Source organism: uncultured Stenotrophomonas sp. (assembly GCF_913778665.1).
Taxonomy (GTDB): domain Bacteria; phylum Pseudomonadota; class Gammaproteobacteria; order Xanthomonadales; family Xanthomonadaceae; genus Stenotrophomonas.
The window spans coordinates 630,300-645,169 of sequence record NZ_CAJYVQ010000002.1 but is presented as its reverse complement, the minus strand read 5'-3'; the positions used below and the strand labels follow the sequence as shown (position 1 = coordinate 645,169).

Below are 14,870 nucleotides of genomic sequence, written 5' to 3'. Positions count from 1 at the left end.
ACCCGAAGCAATGAAAAGCATCGAGCATCGAGACTTCACCCTGTCGCCGGAAGACAACGAACGGCTGGCCAACCTGTGTGGCCCGTTCGACGGTCATTTGCGACAGATCGAACTGAAACTGGGCGTGGAAATCGCCAACCGTGGCTTCGTGTTCCGCATCAGTGGGCCGAAAGAGGCCATCGTCGAGGCGCAGAAGCTGGTCGAGGCGCTGTACGCCGAAGCCGGCGAGACCACCTTCGACAACCATGCCATCCACCTGCGCCTGGCGCAGGCCAATGTCGAGCAGATTGCCGAGCGTTCCTATGAAGCGCAGGACGTGGCGATCAAGGTCAAGCGCGGCACGGTACGTGGGCGTGGTGCCAACCAGGCCCGCTACCTGCACCAGATTGCCACCCACGACATCAACTTCGGCATCGGCCCGGCCGGCACCGGCAAGACCTTCCTGGCCGTGGCCAGCGCGGTGGAAGCGCTGAACGAATCGCGGGTGCAGCGCCTGATCCTGGTGCGCCCGGCGGTGGAAGCCGGCGAGAAGCTGGGCTTCCTGCCCGGCGACCTGAGCCAGAAGGTCGACCCCTACCTGCGGCCGCTGTACGACGCCCTGTACGAAATGTTGGGCGTGGAGAAAGTGGTCAAGCTGCTGGAAAAGAACGTCATCGAGATCGCGCCACTGGCTTATATGCGCGGCCGCACGCTCAACGATGCCTTCGTGATCCTGGACGAAGCGCAGAACACCACGATCGAGCAGATGAAGATGTTCCTGACCCGCCTCGGCTACGGCTCCACTGCGGTAGTGACCGGCGACCTGACCCAGACCGACCTGCCCAAGCACGTGAAGTCCGGCCTGCGCGATGCGATCGACGTGCTGCGCGATGTCGAGGGCGTCAGCTTCACCTTCTTTGAATCGCGCGACGTGGTCCGCCATCCGCTGGTGGCGCGCATCGTCAGCGCCTACGATCGCCGCGACCTGCATCAGATCCAACCTGGAGCGACTCCATGACCCGTGGTCCCGTGCGACTGGATGTCGCCGTCAGTTACGCCCTGCCGCGTGCCGGCCTGCCGGCCGCGGTGAGTTTCCGCAAGTGGGTGGCGGCCGCGCTGAAGGGCCGCATCCGCGAGGCCGACCTGGCCATCCGCGTGGTCGACAGCAAGGAAGGGCAATCGCTGAACCGTCATTACCGGGGCAAGGACTACGCCACCAACGTGCTCAGCTTCCCGGCGGAAGTGCCTGAAGGCCTGCCGAAGGGGGTCAAGTTCCCGTTGCTGGGCGACCTGGTGATCTGCGCGCCGGTGGTGGCACGTGAGGCCGACGAACAGGGCAAGTCGCTTAACGCCCACTACGCGCACCTGACCGTGCACGGGGTGCTGCACCTGCTCGGTTGGGACCACGAGGACGACAAGGAGGCCGAAGCGATGGAACAGCTGGAGCGCGAGATCCTGGCCGAGCTCGGCATCGCCGACCCCTACGCCGGCGAGCGCTGAGCGCGCAGCGGTCGCTGGCCGCGATAACAGGAGGAACACGGATGACCTCGCAAGCAAGCCCTGACCTGTTCATGACCGGCGCCGTTGTATTTGCCAGCCTGCTGGTGCTCGGCGCCCATGCCGTGCGCCAAATAAGTACCCGCGACCCCAGCGGCACGCATTGGCTGCTGCGCAGCCTTGCCGTGCTGTCGCCCCTGTGCCTGCTCACCGGTGCGGCGATCGGCTTGATGGGCCCGCATCTCAATGGCGAACGGGAACCGGCCCATACCCCCGGACTGTTGGGGGCGTCCATGATCCTGGTAATGATGGGTGGACTGACCCTGCCGGTGCTGTGGCGGATGCTGGTGCATCGGCATGTGGGCCATCCGGCCAACGCGCTGCCGTTCTTCCATGCCAGCCGTACCTCGCTGCTGGTGCTGTTCGTGCTGGCGGTGATCTACCTGAAAGCGAGCGGCAAGGCGGCGGACGAACTGACGCCGTGGCTGACCGGTCCGGGCCTGTGGCCGGCCGCCGTGCGTGCCGCAGCGCAAGCCATGCAGATCGCCATGACCTCGGTGGTGCTCACCCTGTCATTGATGGCGATACGGGCCTTGATGATCGCGTTTGCGGGCCGTCTCATGGCACCGTTCCGGCGCTCGCCAGGACTATGATGGTAGCCCCCGTCCCGCGGAAACCGCTCGTGTCACTGCGCTGCTGCGTCCCCCTGCTGTGTGCCCTCGTCGTTCCCTCTGCCTTCGCGTCCAGCCTGGACCTGCCGGCGCTGATCGAATGCCGCCAGGGCGTAGCACAGCACGCCGCGCTGGCGCCGCTGGTGGCCGACCCGTTGAAGGCAGTGGCGCAGGGCCTGCAGCCACTGCCGCAAGGCAACCCGTTCATGAGCGAGTTCCGCCTGGCGCAGCCGATCAGTGTGTTCGGCGTGACCACCGAACGGGTGGCGGTAGCCGGCGCCAGCGTCATGGCCGTGCTCGACCAGGCCGACCCGCGGCCGCTGGCCAAGCGCCTGGCGCTGGAGACCGGCTACGACCAGGACGGCAAGTTCATGGCCGGCCGCGAGCTGGTCAGCCGCGATGTGACCGACCCCAGGACCGGCGAGGCCCAGATCGAGTCGATCATCCTCAGCGTCTCCACGGTCGCCTCCCACCCCGGCAAGACTCTGGCCGGCTGCACCTACAGCCTCGACCTCCCCGAGCAGGATGCCGCCCCGGTCGCCCCGGCCACCGGCAGCCACTGACAGGTCGCCACATCCTGCTAGACTTGGGCCAACGCCCGGCCTGCCGGGTGCCTTTTTACCCGAGATGTCAGAAGACGACAGTAGTGGCTCCCCCGCGGAGCAAAGTGAAAAGAAGCGCGGCTGGCTTGAACGCCTGACCTCCGCCTTCTCCGGCGAACCCCATACCCGCGACGAGCTGGTCGCTGTGCTGCACACCGCGCAGGAAGAGGGCCTGATCGCCGCCGATACCCTGAAGATGATGGAAGGCGCCATTTCGGTGGCCGAGCTGACCGTGGGCGACGTGATGATCTCGCGCTCGCAGATGGTCTCGCTGCCGGTCGAAGCGCCCTTCCTGGAACTGATGAAGCAGGTGGTCGAATCGGGCCATTCGCGCTTCCCGGTTCACGGCGAGAACAAGGACGACATCCTCGGCATCCTGCTGGCCAAGGACCTGCTGCGCGGCGTGGTCGCCGACAATGGGCCGGCCAACGTGCGCGAGCTGCTGCGCCCGGCGGTGCTGATCCCGGAGGCGAAGAAGCTCAACGTGCTGTTGAAGGAATTCCGCCTGTCGCGCAACCACATGGCGATCGTGGTCGACGAGTACGGCGGTGTCGCCGGCCTGGTGACCATCGAGGACGTGCTGGAGCAGATCGTCGGCGAGATCGACGACGAGCATGATGAGGCCGAAGATCCGTCGGCGCAGATCGCGATCCAGTCCGACGGCCAGTACGTGGTCGACGCACTGACCCCGATCGGCGATTTCAACGAGCGTTTCGGCGCAAGTTTCTCCGACGAGGACTACGACACCATCGGCGGCCTGGTCACTGAAGCCGTGGGCCATCTGCCGGAAGTCGGCGACGAGCTTGCGCTGGACCGCTTCATGTTCCGCGTGGCCCGCGCCGATGCGCGCCGGGTGCAGGCCTTCCACGTGACCGTGCTGCCGCCGGACGCGCAGGACGACGCTTGAAGCGCCGCGGCCTGATCGTGGCCCTCTGGCTGGCACTGTGCGTGCTGGCCATGGCCGTGCCCCTGGCGGCGTTTGCGCAGCCGGCGGCCACCGTACCCGCCCCTGCTGCGTCCGCCACCAGCGCCGAGGCCCCAGCCCCGCGCATCGGCGTGGTCACCATGCAGCCAGGCACGGTGTTCTTCGAACGCTTCGGCCATGACGCCATCGTGGTGCTTGATCCGGTCAGCGGCGAGGCAACCTCGTACAACTTCGGTTACTTCGATCCATCCGAGGACGATTTCATCAGCCGCTTCGCACGCGGTGACATGATGTATTACCTGGTGGCGCTGCCGCTGCAGCAGGACCTGTCGTACTACGACGAGACCGGCCGCGGTGCCAGCGTGCAGTGGCTGGACCTGCGGCCGGACCAGGCCCGCGCACTGGCCGCCGACCTGGCCGAACGAGCCAAGCCGGAAAACGCGCGCTACCACTACGACTACTACACCGCCAACTGCGCGACGATGGTGCGCGACACCCTCGACAAGGCATTGGGCGGCGGCCTGCACTCGCAGCTGTCCGGCCGTTCGCGCGGCAACACCTACCGCAGCGAGTCGGTACGCCTGGCCTCGCCGGCACCGTGGATGTGGCTGGGTTTCGACGTCGGCCTGGGTCCGTTCGCCGACCAGCCGCTGTCGCGCTGGCAGGAGGCGTTCGTGCCGATGCGCCTGGCCGACGCACTGCGCCAGGTACGCAACAGTGACGGCCGGCCGCTGGTGCAGACCGAACAGGAGCTCCTGCCACACCGCATCGCCCCGGAGCCGAAGGAATCGGCACGTCGCTGGTGGCCGTGGCTGCTGTGGGGCCTGCTGATCGCCGCCGGCGTGCTCGCGCTGCGCCGCCGGCCGCGCCTGCTGGCCGGGCTGGCGCTGCCGTTCTGGCTGCTGTGCAGCCTGTTCGGCGGCGTGCTGGTGTTCCTGTGGGGCTTCAGCATCCATTATGCCGCATGGGCCAACCGCAACCTGCTGCTGCTCTCGCCGCTGGCGGTGCTGCTGCTGCCGGGCGCGATCGCCTTGCTGCGACGGCGCGTGCCGGGGCGCATGTTCAGGATCGTGCTGTGGCTGCTGGCGGTACAGGCAGTGCTGGCGCTGGTGCTGCACTGGCTGAGCCTGCAGGCGCAGTACAACGTGCAGTGGATCGTGCTGCTGCTGCCGGTGCACGTGACCCTGGCGTGGGTGCTGGGGCGCGGTCCTCACTTGTCCGAAACACGGCCCTGACGCACGATGGCGGGCATGTCATTGCCCGCCTCCGCTTCCGCCCCCGCTTCGGCCAACCCTACCTGCGTCATCAACTGCGTCCACTACGATGACGACGGCAAGCGCCACGACATCAGCCTGGACGCCATCAGCGATGTCATTGCCAGCGGCAACGGCTTCGTCTGGGTCGGCTTGTACGACCCCAACGACGACGTACTGCTGAAACTGCAGGAGGAGTTCTGCCTGCACGACCTGGCCATCGAGGATGCGCGCAATGCGCACCAGCGGCCCAAGGTCGAGACCTATGGCAACTCGCTGTTCGTGGTGGTGACCACCGCGCAGATGGTCGACGAACGCATCCAGTACGGCGAAACCCACGCCTTCCTTGGCCCACGCTTCCTGGTGACAGTGCGCCACGGCGCCTCGCTGTCCTACGCACCGGTGCGTGCGCGGGTGGAACGCGAGCCACAGCTGCTGAAGATGGGCCCGTCCTACTGCCTGTATGCCGTCGCCGACTTCGTGGTCGACAACTACCTGCCGATCGTGCACCGCTTCCGCGACACCCTGGACCTGCTGGAAAAGGACATCTTCGCCGACAACTACAAGCGCAGCACCGTGGTGCGCCTGTACGAGCTCAAGCGCGAACTGAACAAGATGCGCATGGCGGTGGCACCGCTGCAGGATGTGCTGGCGCAGATCCGGCGCTACCAGGGCGACCTGATCCCCGACGAAGTGAAGCTGTACGTGCGCGATGTGCACGACCACGCGGTGCGCATCAGCGACGTGATCGACACCCTGCGCGAGATGCTGGGTACCGCGCTGAGCGTCAACCTGTCGCTGGTGACGCTGGCGCAGGGTGAGACGGTCAAGCGCCTGGGTGCCTGGGCCGCGCTGCTGGCCGCGCCGACCCTGATCACCAGCTGGTATGGCATGAACTTCAGCCACATGCCGGAGCTGAGTGAGCCGTGGTCGTACCCGCTGATGATCGTTGGCGTGGGCGGCGTGTGCGTGGCGCTGTACCGGTTGTTCAAGCGTTCGGGCTGGCTGTAGAGCGTATCGACCAACGGTCGATACCCACCAGACCGGTAGGCCACGACCGTTGGTCGTGGCGCATTGGATGATCCATCAGGCCACGTAGACGGTCTTGATGTTCATGAACTCATGGATGCCGTGGTCGGCCAGTTCGCGGCCGAAACCCGACTGCTTGCTACCGCCGAACGGCAGCCGCGCATCGCTCTTGACGATGGCGTTGACGAACGCTGCCCCGCATTCCATGCGCTGGGCAAAGCCTTCACCGCGCACCGGGTCGCGCGTCCACACGCTGCCGCCCAGGCCGAAACGGGTGTCGTTGGCCACGCGCAGCGCCTCGGCCTCATCCTTGACCCGGATCACCGCGGCAACCGGGCCGAACAGTTCTTCGTCGTAGGCCGGCATGCCCGGGCCGACCTGGTCGAGCACCGTGGCCGGATAACCGGCATGGGTACCGGCAATCGGCTCGCCGCCGACCAGAACGCGCGCGCCCTTGGCCACGCTGGCCTGCACCTGCTTGTGCAGTTCGTCGCGCAGGTCGGCGCGCGCCATCGGTGCCAGCGTGGTGCCGCGCTCGTCAGGGTCGCCATACTGGCGCTCGCCCGCCGCTTCCACAAAGCGACGGGTGAACTCATCGGCCACCGCATCGACCACGATGAAGCGCTTGGCCGCGATGCAGGTCTGCCCGCTGTTATCGAAGCGTGACTTCACTGCCGCGGCCACGGTCTTGTCGAGGTCGGCATCGTCGAGCACCACGAAGGCATCGCTGCCGCCCAGTTCCATCACCGACTTCTTCAGCTGGCTGCCGGCGTTGGAAGCGATCGAGCGCCCTGCCCGCTCGCTGCCGGTCAGCGTCACCGCCTTCACCCGCACATCGCGCAGCACCTCGGCGGCCTGGTCGTTGTCGATGTGCAGCACGTCGAACACGCCGTCCGGCAGCCCGCCGTCACGACACACCGCCAGGATCAGGTCGGCGCATTGCGGCACGTTGCTTGCGTGCTTGAGCAGGGCCACGTTGCCGGCCATGAACGCCGGAGCCAGGAAGCGGAATACCTGCCAGATCGGGAAGTTCCAAGGCATCACCGCGAATACGCAGCCGATCGGTTCGTAGCGCACGTAGCTGCGCTGCGCTTCGGTGTCGATCAGCTGAGGCTTGAGATAGTCGGCGGCGTGGTCGGCGTAGTACTCGCAGGCGGCGGCGCACTTGTCCACTTCGGCAAGCGCTTCGGCCCTGAGTTTGCCCATCTCGTGGGTCATGGCCTGCTGCAGGTCGTCGCGGCGAGCGCGCAGCTGCGCGGCGATCTGGCGCAGGATCACGCCGCGCTCCTGCAACGAGCGTTCGGCCCAGGCCGGGAACGCCTCGGCGGCGGCCTGCAGGCGCTGCTCGATGTCGGCAGCGCCCATCAGTTCATGGCGGTAGGTCACCTGGCCGCTGGCCGGGTCGATGATCTCGACGGTCATGGGGGATCTCCATCAGGGTGACCCCCATTGTGCGCCGCCGGCCGTGAGCCGTATGTAGCTGCGGCGTCAGCCGTTGTCCTGCCTCGCCAGCTGCAGATCGCGCTGGCGGCGCTTTTCTGCTCGCGCATTGATGTACCAGCCGATCACCGCGGCGATCGACACCGCTGACACCAGCAGCGTGGCCAGCGCATTGATCTTCGGGCTGATACCCATGCGCACCGAAGCGAACACCTTCATCGGCAGCGTGGTCGAGCCCGGTGTGGCGACGAAGCTGGCAACCACCACGTCATCCAGCGACAGGGTGAAGGCCAGCAACCAACCCGCCACCAGCGCCGGTGCGATGATCGGCAGGGTGATGCGGCCGAATACGGTCAACCGGCTCGCGCCCAGGTCCATCGCCGCTTCTTCCAGCGACAGGTCCATTTCCTGCAGGCGCGAAGACACCACCACGGTGACGAAGCACAGGGTGAAGGTGACGTGCGCGATCCAGATGGTGGTCAGGCCGCGTGCCGGGAAGCCGGGAATCGCCCCCATCGAGGCCAGCAACGCCATCAGCGAGAAACCGAGGATGACGTCCGGCATCACCAGCGGTGCAGTGACCAGTGCGCCGAACAGCGGCTTGCCGCGGAAACGCTTGAAGCGGGTCATCACCATGGCGGCCAGCGTGCCCAGCACGGTGGCGGTACAGGCGGTCCAGAACGCCACCACCAGGCTGGTCCACATCGCGTCCATCAGCGCACGGTCGGCGAACAGGTCGCTGTAGGCACGGGTGGAGAACCCGGCCCAGACCATCGCCAGCCGCGAGCTGTTGAACGAATAGAACATCAACAGCAGGATCGGAAGGTACAGGAACGCGAAGCCCAGCAGCAGCACGCCCAGTCCCAGGCCCTTGACGGTACGCGGGCTCATGCCTGTTTCCCTTCCAGCAAACGCTGCTGGGAACGGTTGAACAGCAGGATCGGCACCAGCAGCAACAGGATCATCGCCACCGCCATCGCCGAGGCCCCCGGCCAGTTGCGGTTGTTGAAGAACTCGTTCCACAGCTGGCGGCCCACCATCAGTGTCTCCGAGCCACCCAGCATTTCCGGAATCACGAATTCACCGATGGCCGGAATCATCACCAGCATGCAGCCGGCGATGATGCCCGCCTTGGACAACGGCAGGGTGATGCGCAGGAACGCCTGCCAGGGCCTGGCACCGAGGTCGTAGGCCGCTTCCAGCAGGCGGTGGTCATGCTTGACCAGGTTGGCGTACAGCGGCAGCACCATGAACGGCAGGTAGCAGTAGACGATGCCGATGTAGGCTGCGGTCGGCGTATCGATCAGCTGCAGCTTGGGCAGGCCCAGGCTGGTCATCAGCGACTGCAGGCCGGTGAACTGCAGGAACTGGTCGAGCAGGCCATTGCGGTCCAGGATTGCCTTCCACGCATACACGCGGATCAGGAACGAGGTCCACGACGGCAGCACCACCAGCATCATCGCCACGTTGCGCGCGGCCGGTGACAGGCGGGCGATGGCATAGGCCATCGGGTAGCCGATCAGCAGGGTCAGGAAGGTGGAAATCGCCGCGATCTTGATCGAACTCAGGAACGCCTGCGCATAGATCGAATCGCGGAACAGCGCCAGGTAGTTTTCCAGGTTCAGCTTCAGCGAGAAGCCGCCGTCCACGTACTGCAGCAGCCAGGTATACGGCGGCGAGCCGACCCGGCTGAGCGAGAAGCTGATCATCAGCACGATCAGGAACGGCACTGCGAAGAACAGCAGCAGCCACAGGTACGGAATGCCGATCACCGTGGCACGCAGCCCCGGCAGCCAGCGCTTCAGGCCGGCGACGCTCATGAGGTGAGCACCACGCCGTCGTTGTCGCGCCAGTGCACCCACACGCTGTCGCCCCAGGTCAGGCCATCGCTGGCCCAGCGCTGCGAGTTGGCGAAGTTGGCCAGCACCTTGGCACCGCTGGGCAGGCGCACGTGGTAGACCGAGTGGCTGCCGAAATAGGCGATGTCCTCGATCACGCCCTGGGCCTTGTTGGTGTGCCCTTCCGGCTCGTCCTTGCCGATCATCACCTTCTCCGGGCGCAGCGCGAACGCGACCGGCTGCCCTTCATAGCAGGTGATGCCGTGCGCGATGTAGATCGGCGCCGGGAACAGCGGCGAGCGCACGGTCACGTACTCAGGCAGGTCCTCGTCGATCACCCCGTCGAACAGGTTGACCGAACCGATGAACTCGGCGACGAAGCGGTTGGCCGGCTGCTCGTAGACCTCGTCGGGCTTGCCGACCTGCTGGATCCAGCCCGCATCCATCACCGCGATGCGGGTAGCCATGGTCATCGCTTCTTCCTGGTCGTGGGTGACCATCACGCAGGTCACGCCCGACGATTCGATGATGCTGACCAGTTCCAGCTGCATCTGCGAGCGCAGCTTCTTGTCCAGTGCGCCCATCGGCTCGTCCAGCAGCAGCAGCTTCGGCCCCTTGGCCAGCGACCGCGCCAGCGCCACGCGCTGCTGCTGGCCACCGGAGAGCTGGTGCGGCTTGCGCTTGCCCAGATGGCCCATCTGCACCAGGTCCAGCATCTCGCCGACGCGCTTGCTGATCGCGTCCTTGCCCAGGCCATCCTGCTTCAGCCCGAAGGCGATGTTCTGCTCGACCGTCATATGCGGGAACAGGGCGTAGGACTGGAACATCATGTTGACGGGCCGCTGGTACGGCGGCAGCGCGTCCAGGCGTTGGCCATCGAGGGTGATGCTGCCCTTGGTGGGCGTCTCGAAGCCACCGAGGCAGCGCAGCAGGGTCGATTTACCACTGCCGGAGCCACCGAGCAGGGCAAAGATCTCGCCCTTGCGCACGTCCAGATTGACGTCGTCGACGGCGACGAAACCGTCGAATTCCTTGCGCAGGTCACGAATGGAAAGGTAGCCGGGCGCACCGGTCGTGTCGACGACGGCGGCTACCGGCTGGGCTTCAACGGGCATGGGGGCTCCGGGAGCGAGCGGTGGACAGCGGCCGCCATTCTACCGGCCGGGGGGCGATGGCGGTATGACGTGCTGTGGCGGGCGCGGGACGCCAGGCCACTGCGCTCGCCGGGCATGGCCCGGCGGAAAGGGTCAACGCACAGCCACCGGCGGGGCATCCTGCCAGCCCAGTCCCAGGCTCTTCTGCAGGGCCACGTAGCGCACCAGCAACTGCAGCCGCGCCTGGGCAGCGGCATCCTGCGCCTGCAGGCGTTGGCGCTGTACGTCCAGCAGGTCGATCTGCGAAGTGGCCCCCGCCTGCCGGCGCTGGCTCATCAGTGCCAGCGAACGGTCTGCCGAGGCCTCGGCGCGGACACTGGCCTGCAGCTGCTGGCGGGCCGCCCCGAAGCGCGCCAACGCGGTGTTGGCGTCCTGCAGCGCCGCCAGCACTGTGCCCTCGTAGGCCGCCAGCCGGGCCTCGTTGCCGGCACGCGCCTGGGCCACGCGCGCCTTGTTCACGCCGAAGTCGAACAGCGACCAGCGCAGGAACGGGGCCACGATGGTGGCGGCCGAGTCCCGCCCCAGGTCAGACACCGATGTGGCGCCCGCCCCGATGCTGCCCAGCAGGGTCACCTGCGGGAAGTAGGCCGAGATCGCCTGGCCGATCTGCGCCGAGGAGGCCGCCAGTTCGCGCTCGGCCTTGCGCACATCCGGCCGGCGCTGGATCAGCGCACCCGCGTCATCCACCTGCACGCTGGCCGGCAACACCGGCAAAGGCTGGTCCGCTGCCAACCGCGCATCCAGCGCCCCTGGCTCGCGGCCGACCATCAGGGCCAGTACGTCGCGCGCCTCATCGGCCTGCGCCTGCAGTGGCGGCAGCGCGGCCTGCTGCTGCTGCAGCTGGGCCTGCGCGCGCTCGACCTGCAGGTCGGAATCGGCGCCGCGCTGGCGGCGTTGACGGGTCAGCTGCAGGCTTTCATCGGCGGCACGAAGATTGTGTTCGGCCAGCGCGATACGCTCGCGGCTGCTGCGGTAGCCCAGGTAGGCTTGGGTCAGCTCCGCGGCCAGCTGCACCTGCGCATCGGCCAGGGCGGCCGCGTTGGCCTCGGCTTCGGCGGCCGCCTGCTCGGCGGCGCGACGCCGCCGACCGAACAGGTCCAGCTCCCAGCTGGCGTCGAAACCGGCCACGTAGAGTTCGGTGTCCAGATCGATGTCGGCGAACTGCTGGCGCAGCTGCGCCGCTTCCTGCGGGCGGCCGTTGGCCTCGGCCACGCCGGCGATGTTCTCGCCCACGCCACGCACGCTGTTCTCAATCGAATCCGGCGCCTTGATGCTGGCGTAGCCCGCCGCCGCACCCACACTGGGCAGCTGCTCGGCGCGGCGCTGGCGTTGCAGCGCGCGCGAGGCCAGCAGCTTGGCCTGGGCGGCGCGCAGGTTGGGGCTGTTGCGCAGCGCCTCGTCCACCAGCTGGTCCAGCAGTGGATCGTTGAGCGCGCGCCACCACTGGCTGGGTGGGGTCGCAGGCTGCACGCCGGCCTGCGCCGCGCGCGGCAGCCGCGCCTGCGCGGTCGCGCCGGTGGCCACGTCCGGTTTCACGTAATCCGGCCCCAACATGCAACCGGCCAACAGCAGCGGCAGGACGGCCGGGCACAGCCGGCGCAGGCGAAGGGATGGGGCCGAGGAAGGGGGCAAGGTCGTCGAAGTCATCAGTGCATCGCCAATGGAACGCCCTTGGGCAGGGGCTTGAGCAGGAAGACCAGCGGCAGGGTCGCCACCACGATCAGGCCGAAGATCCAGAACAGGTCGTTGTAGGCCATCACCATCGCCTGCATCTGAACCGTCTGTGCCAGCACGGCCATTGCCTGCGTCGCATCGCCCAGCTGCTGGCCATAGGCGTGCAGCGCATCCTGGGCGATGGTCGAATTGGCGGTGACGCTGCTGCCGATTGCATCCACGTGCAGGGTCGCGCGGCGTTCCTGGAAGGTGGAAATGATGGCCAAGCCGATCGAGCCGCCGAGGTTGCGCGCGGCGTTGAACAGGCCCGATGCGTCGCTGGTGTACTCGCGCGGCACCGAGGTGATGGCGGCCTGGTTCAGCGCCATCATCGCCAGCGCCAGCCCGCAGCCCTGCAGCAGCTGGCCGATGACGAAGTGCGGGCCGATGCTGTCCGGTGTCAGCCCCAGATTGACGAAGCAGGCCGCAGCGAAGCACAGCATGCCGCCGAACACCATGATGCGCACGTCGACCGTTTCCAGCATCTTCGGCATCAACGGCATCAGCAGGATGGTGGGCAGGCCGGCCAACAGCAGCACATAGCCAGCCTGCTCGGTGTTGTAGCCAGCGATGATCGCCAGGAACTGCGGAATCATGTACATGACGCCGAACAGGATCATGCCCACCGCCATCACCATCACAAACACCGCACCGAAACTGCGCTGGAACAGGATGTTGAGGCGTATGACCGGCGCCTTGCTGGTGAACTGCGAGAGCGCCAACAGCGCGAAGCCCAGCACCGAGACGATGCTGAGCACCACGATCATGGTGGATTCGAACCAGCGCTCGCGCTGGCCATCTTCCAGCACCACGGTCAGCGCGGAAAGGCCTGCGGTCATGCCGATGATGCCCAGCCAGTCCGCACGCAGCAGGCCACCCCAATCAGACCTTTCATGCGGCAGGCCCAGCAGCAACAGGGCCACCAGGCCGGCGCAGATCGGCACGTTGATGAAGAACGCATAGTGCCAGCTGACGTTCTCGGTCAACCAGCCGCCCAGCAGGGGGCCGATCACCGGGCCCAGGATCACGGTCATGCCGAACAACGCCGTACCCAGGGGCTGCTGCTTCGGCGGCAGCCGCGTGCCGACGATGGTCAGCGCGGTCGGGATCAGCGCTCCACCGGCAAACCCCTGCCCTACCCGTCCAGCGATCATCATCGGCAGCGAATCGGCCAGGCCGCACATCACGGAGAAGGCGGTGAACAGCGTGGCGCAGATCAGCAGGAAGGTGCGCAGGCCCAGCGTGCGCACGAACCAGCCGGTCAGCGGAATCATCACGATTTCCGAGACAAGGAAGGCAGTGGAGATCCAGGTGCCTTCGGTGCCACTGGCGCCCACTTCGCCCTGGATGGTGGGCAGTGCGGCGTTGACGATGGAGATGTCCAGCGTGGCCATGAACGAGCCGATGGTGCCGGCTGCGACGGCCAGCCAGGCACTCGCATCGGCCTTGCCATCGGCGGCGGGCGCAGCAGAGGCGACAGCGGTGCTCATCGCGCCGGCGCGACCGTGCCTTCGGCCTCGTCACGCGTGCGCTCGCGTGCATCCTTGGCGTTGCGGGTATCGACGGTTACTTCCACCGACATGCCCGGCACCAGCACCTTGCGTGCTTCTGCACCGGCGTCCACCCGGATGCGGACCGGCACGCGCTGCACCACCTTGGTGAAGTTGCCGGTGGCGTTCTGCGGCGGCAGCAGCGCGAACTGCGAGCCGGTACCCGGTGAAATGCTCTCCACCGTGCCGCGCAGCGTGGTGCCAGGCAGCGCATCGACCTTGATCTCGGCCGGCTGCCCGGCCCGCATCAGGCCCACCTGGGTTTCCTTGAAGTTGGCACTGAGGTACAGCGATTCGACCGGCACGATGGTCATGGTGCGGGTGCCGGCAGCCACAAACTGGCCCACCTGCACGGTCTTGTTGCCGACACGGCCATCGATGCGCGCACGCAGCTCGGTGTCCTCGAACGCCACCCGCGCCTGCGCGGCATCGGCCTGCGCCTGCTTCAGTCCGGCCTGCGCCTGCTCAAGCTGGGCCTGGCTGGCTTCGATCTGGCTCTGCGCGGCCTGGATCTGCGCCTTGGCCGCATCGTACTGGGCCTGCGCGCGTTCGACGTCGTGGCGCAGGCTCTCAACATGTTCATGGGTATCGGCACCACTGGCCGCCAGCGGGGTGAAGCGGGCCAGTTCGGCCTTGCCGAAGCGCAGCGAGGCGCTGGCGGCAGTGAGCTGGGTGCGCGCCTGCAGCAGGCTGGACTGCTGCCCCTGCACCCCAGCGGCAGCGGCGGCGATGTCGGCTTCGCGTACGGCGATCACTGCCTCGGCCTGGTCGAGCGTCGCGCGATAGGTACGCGGGTCGATGCGCAGCAGTGGTTCGCCGGCCTTGACCCACTGGTTGTCCTGCACCAGCACCTCGGTCACATAGCCATTGATGCGCGGCGCCACCGCTACCGCGTCGGCCTGCAGGTAGGCGTTGTTGGTGTCCTGCAGGTAGCGGCCGACCAGCAGGTGGTAGATCAGCCAGGCAACCAGGGTGATGACCACGACGATACCGATGATCGCCAGCGTCCAGCGGACCCGGGGATTCTTCAGCGGCGAAGGCTTGTCACCGGCGGAGGGGGTTTCGTCAGGCGTGGCATCTGCACGCTGGGGCTTTTCGGTCATTGTCTCGAGGCGTTGGTCGGTGCCATACGGGACGGTAGGGGAAGGGATGCGGAGGTGAGGTGAAAAAAAAACGGAGGCCGTTGGCCTCCGTTTCCTGTGCGCCGATGCCTGCCGGC

14 protein-coding genes are annotated in these 14,870 nt (G+C 67.0%); 7 read left to right on the top strand and 7 right to left on the bottom strand.

Translation table 11 applies throughout. The features are described 5' to 3' along the window. Positions 1-10: 10 nt before the first annotated feature. From QZ853_RS03800 to QZ853_RS03770, 7 genes are all read left to right on the top strand, one after another. Positions 11-997: a PhoH family protein gene (locus QZ853_RS03800; RefSeq protein WP_295570856.1), complete on the top strand. Its 987-nt coding sequence runs from the start codon at positions 11-13 to the stop codon at positions 995-997. Beyond that, positions 994-1,479 (top strand): rRNA maturation RNase YbeY, encoded by a 486-nt coding sequence (gene ybeY, locus QZ853_RS03795; RefSeq protein ID WP_295570853.1) that lies wholly within the window; start codon positions 994-996, stop codon positions 1,477-1,479. Before QZ853_RS03800 ends, ybeY begins: the two co-directional genes overlap by 4 nt. Before the next feature lie 41 nt (positions 1,480-1,520). Then, positions 1,521-2,129 (top strand): hypothetical protein, encoded by a 609-nt coding sequence (locus tag QZ853_RS03790; RefSeq protein WP_295570851.1) that lies wholly within the window; start codon positions 1,521-1,523, stop codon positions 2,127-2,129. After that, positions 2,126-2,710, top strand: coding sequence for a hypothetical protein (locus QZ853_RS03785; RefSeq protein WP_295570849.1), 585 nt, complete (start codon positions 2,126-2,128; stop codon positions 2,708-2,710). Before QZ853_RS03790 ends, QZ853_RS03785 begins: the two co-directional genes overlap by 4 nt. A 64-nt stretch (positions 2,711-2,774) precedes the next feature. Beyond that, positions 2,775-3,656, top strand: a complete 882-nt coding sequence (locus QZ853_RS03780; RefSeq protein WP_295570847.1) for a transporter associated domain-containing protein — start codon at positions 2,775-2,777, stop codon at positions 3,654-3,656. Beyond that, complete coding sequence (locus tag QZ853_RS03775; RefSeq protein ID WP_295570845.1) at positions 3,653-4,909, top strand: DUF4105 domain-containing protein; 1,257 nt, start codon at positions 3,653-3,655, stop codon at positions 4,907-4,909. Before QZ853_RS03780 ends, QZ853_RS03775 begins: the two co-directional genes overlap by 4 nt. A gap of 6 nt (positions 4,910-4,915) precedes the next feature. Beyond that, positions 4,916-5,938 (top strand): magnesium and cobalt transport protein CorA, encoded by a 1,023-nt coding sequence (locus QZ853_RS03770; RefSeq protein ID WP_295570843.1) that lies wholly within the window; start codon positions 4,916-4,918, stop codon positions 5,936-5,938. Positions 5,939-6,013: 75 nt separating this feature from the next. On the opposite strand, the gene QZ853_RS03765 is transcribed toward QZ853_RS03770, so the two are convergent. From QZ853_RS03765 to QZ853_RS03735, 7 genes are all read right to left on the bottom strand, one after another. Then, positions 6,014-7,378: an NAD-dependent succinate-semialdehyde dehydrogenase gene (locus tag QZ853_RS03765; protein ID WP_295570840.1), complete on the bottom strand. Its 1,365-nt coding sequence runs from the start codon at positions 7,376-7,378 to the stop codon at positions 6,014-6,016. Between the two features lie 66 nt (positions 7,379-7,444). Continuing rightward, positions 7,445-8,287, bottom strand: a complete 843-nt coding sequence (locus QZ853_RS03760) for an ABC transporter permease subunit (RefSeq protein ID WP_295570839.1) — start codon at positions 8,285-8,287, stop codon at positions 7,445-7,447. After that, positions 8,284-9,216 (bottom strand): ABC transporter permease subunit, encoded by a 933-nt coding sequence (locus QZ853_RS03755; protein ID WP_295570836.1) that lies wholly within the window; start codon positions 9,214-9,216, stop codon positions 8,284-8,286. Before QZ853_RS03755 ends, QZ853_RS03760 begins: the two co-directional genes overlap by 4 nt. Next, positions 9,213-10,349 (bottom strand): polyamine ABC transporter ATP-binding protein, encoded by a 1,137-nt coding sequence (gene potA, locus QZ853_RS03750; RefSeq protein ID WP_053505166.1) that lies wholly within the window; start codon positions 10,347-10,349, stop codon positions 9,213-9,215. Before potA ends, QZ853_RS03755 begins: the two co-directional genes overlap by 4 nt. Positions 10,350-10,481: 132 nt before the next feature. Continuing rightward, positions 10,482-12,035 (bottom strand): efflux transporter outer membrane subunit, encoded by a 1,554-nt coding sequence (locus QZ853_RS03745; RefSeq protein WP_295570835.1) that lies wholly within the window; start codon positions 12,033-12,035, stop codon positions 10,482-10,484. Then, entirely contained in the window at positions 12,035-13,591 is a 1,557-nt protein-coding gene (locus QZ853_RS03740; protein ID WP_295570834.1) for a DHA2 family efflux MFS transporter permease subunit, read from the bottom strand. The genes QZ853_RS03745 and QZ853_RS03740 overlap by 1 nt, the downstream gene beginning before the upstream one ends. Further along, on the bottom strand, positions 13,588-14,754 hold the full coding sequence (locus tag QZ853_RS03735) for an HlyD family secretion protein (protein ID WP_295570833.1): 1,167 nt from the start codon (positions 14,752-14,754) through the stop codon (positions 13,588-13,590). The genes QZ853_RS03740 and QZ853_RS03735 overlap by 4 nt, the downstream gene beginning before the upstream one ends. Positions 14,755-14,870 lie beyond the last annotated feature (116 nt).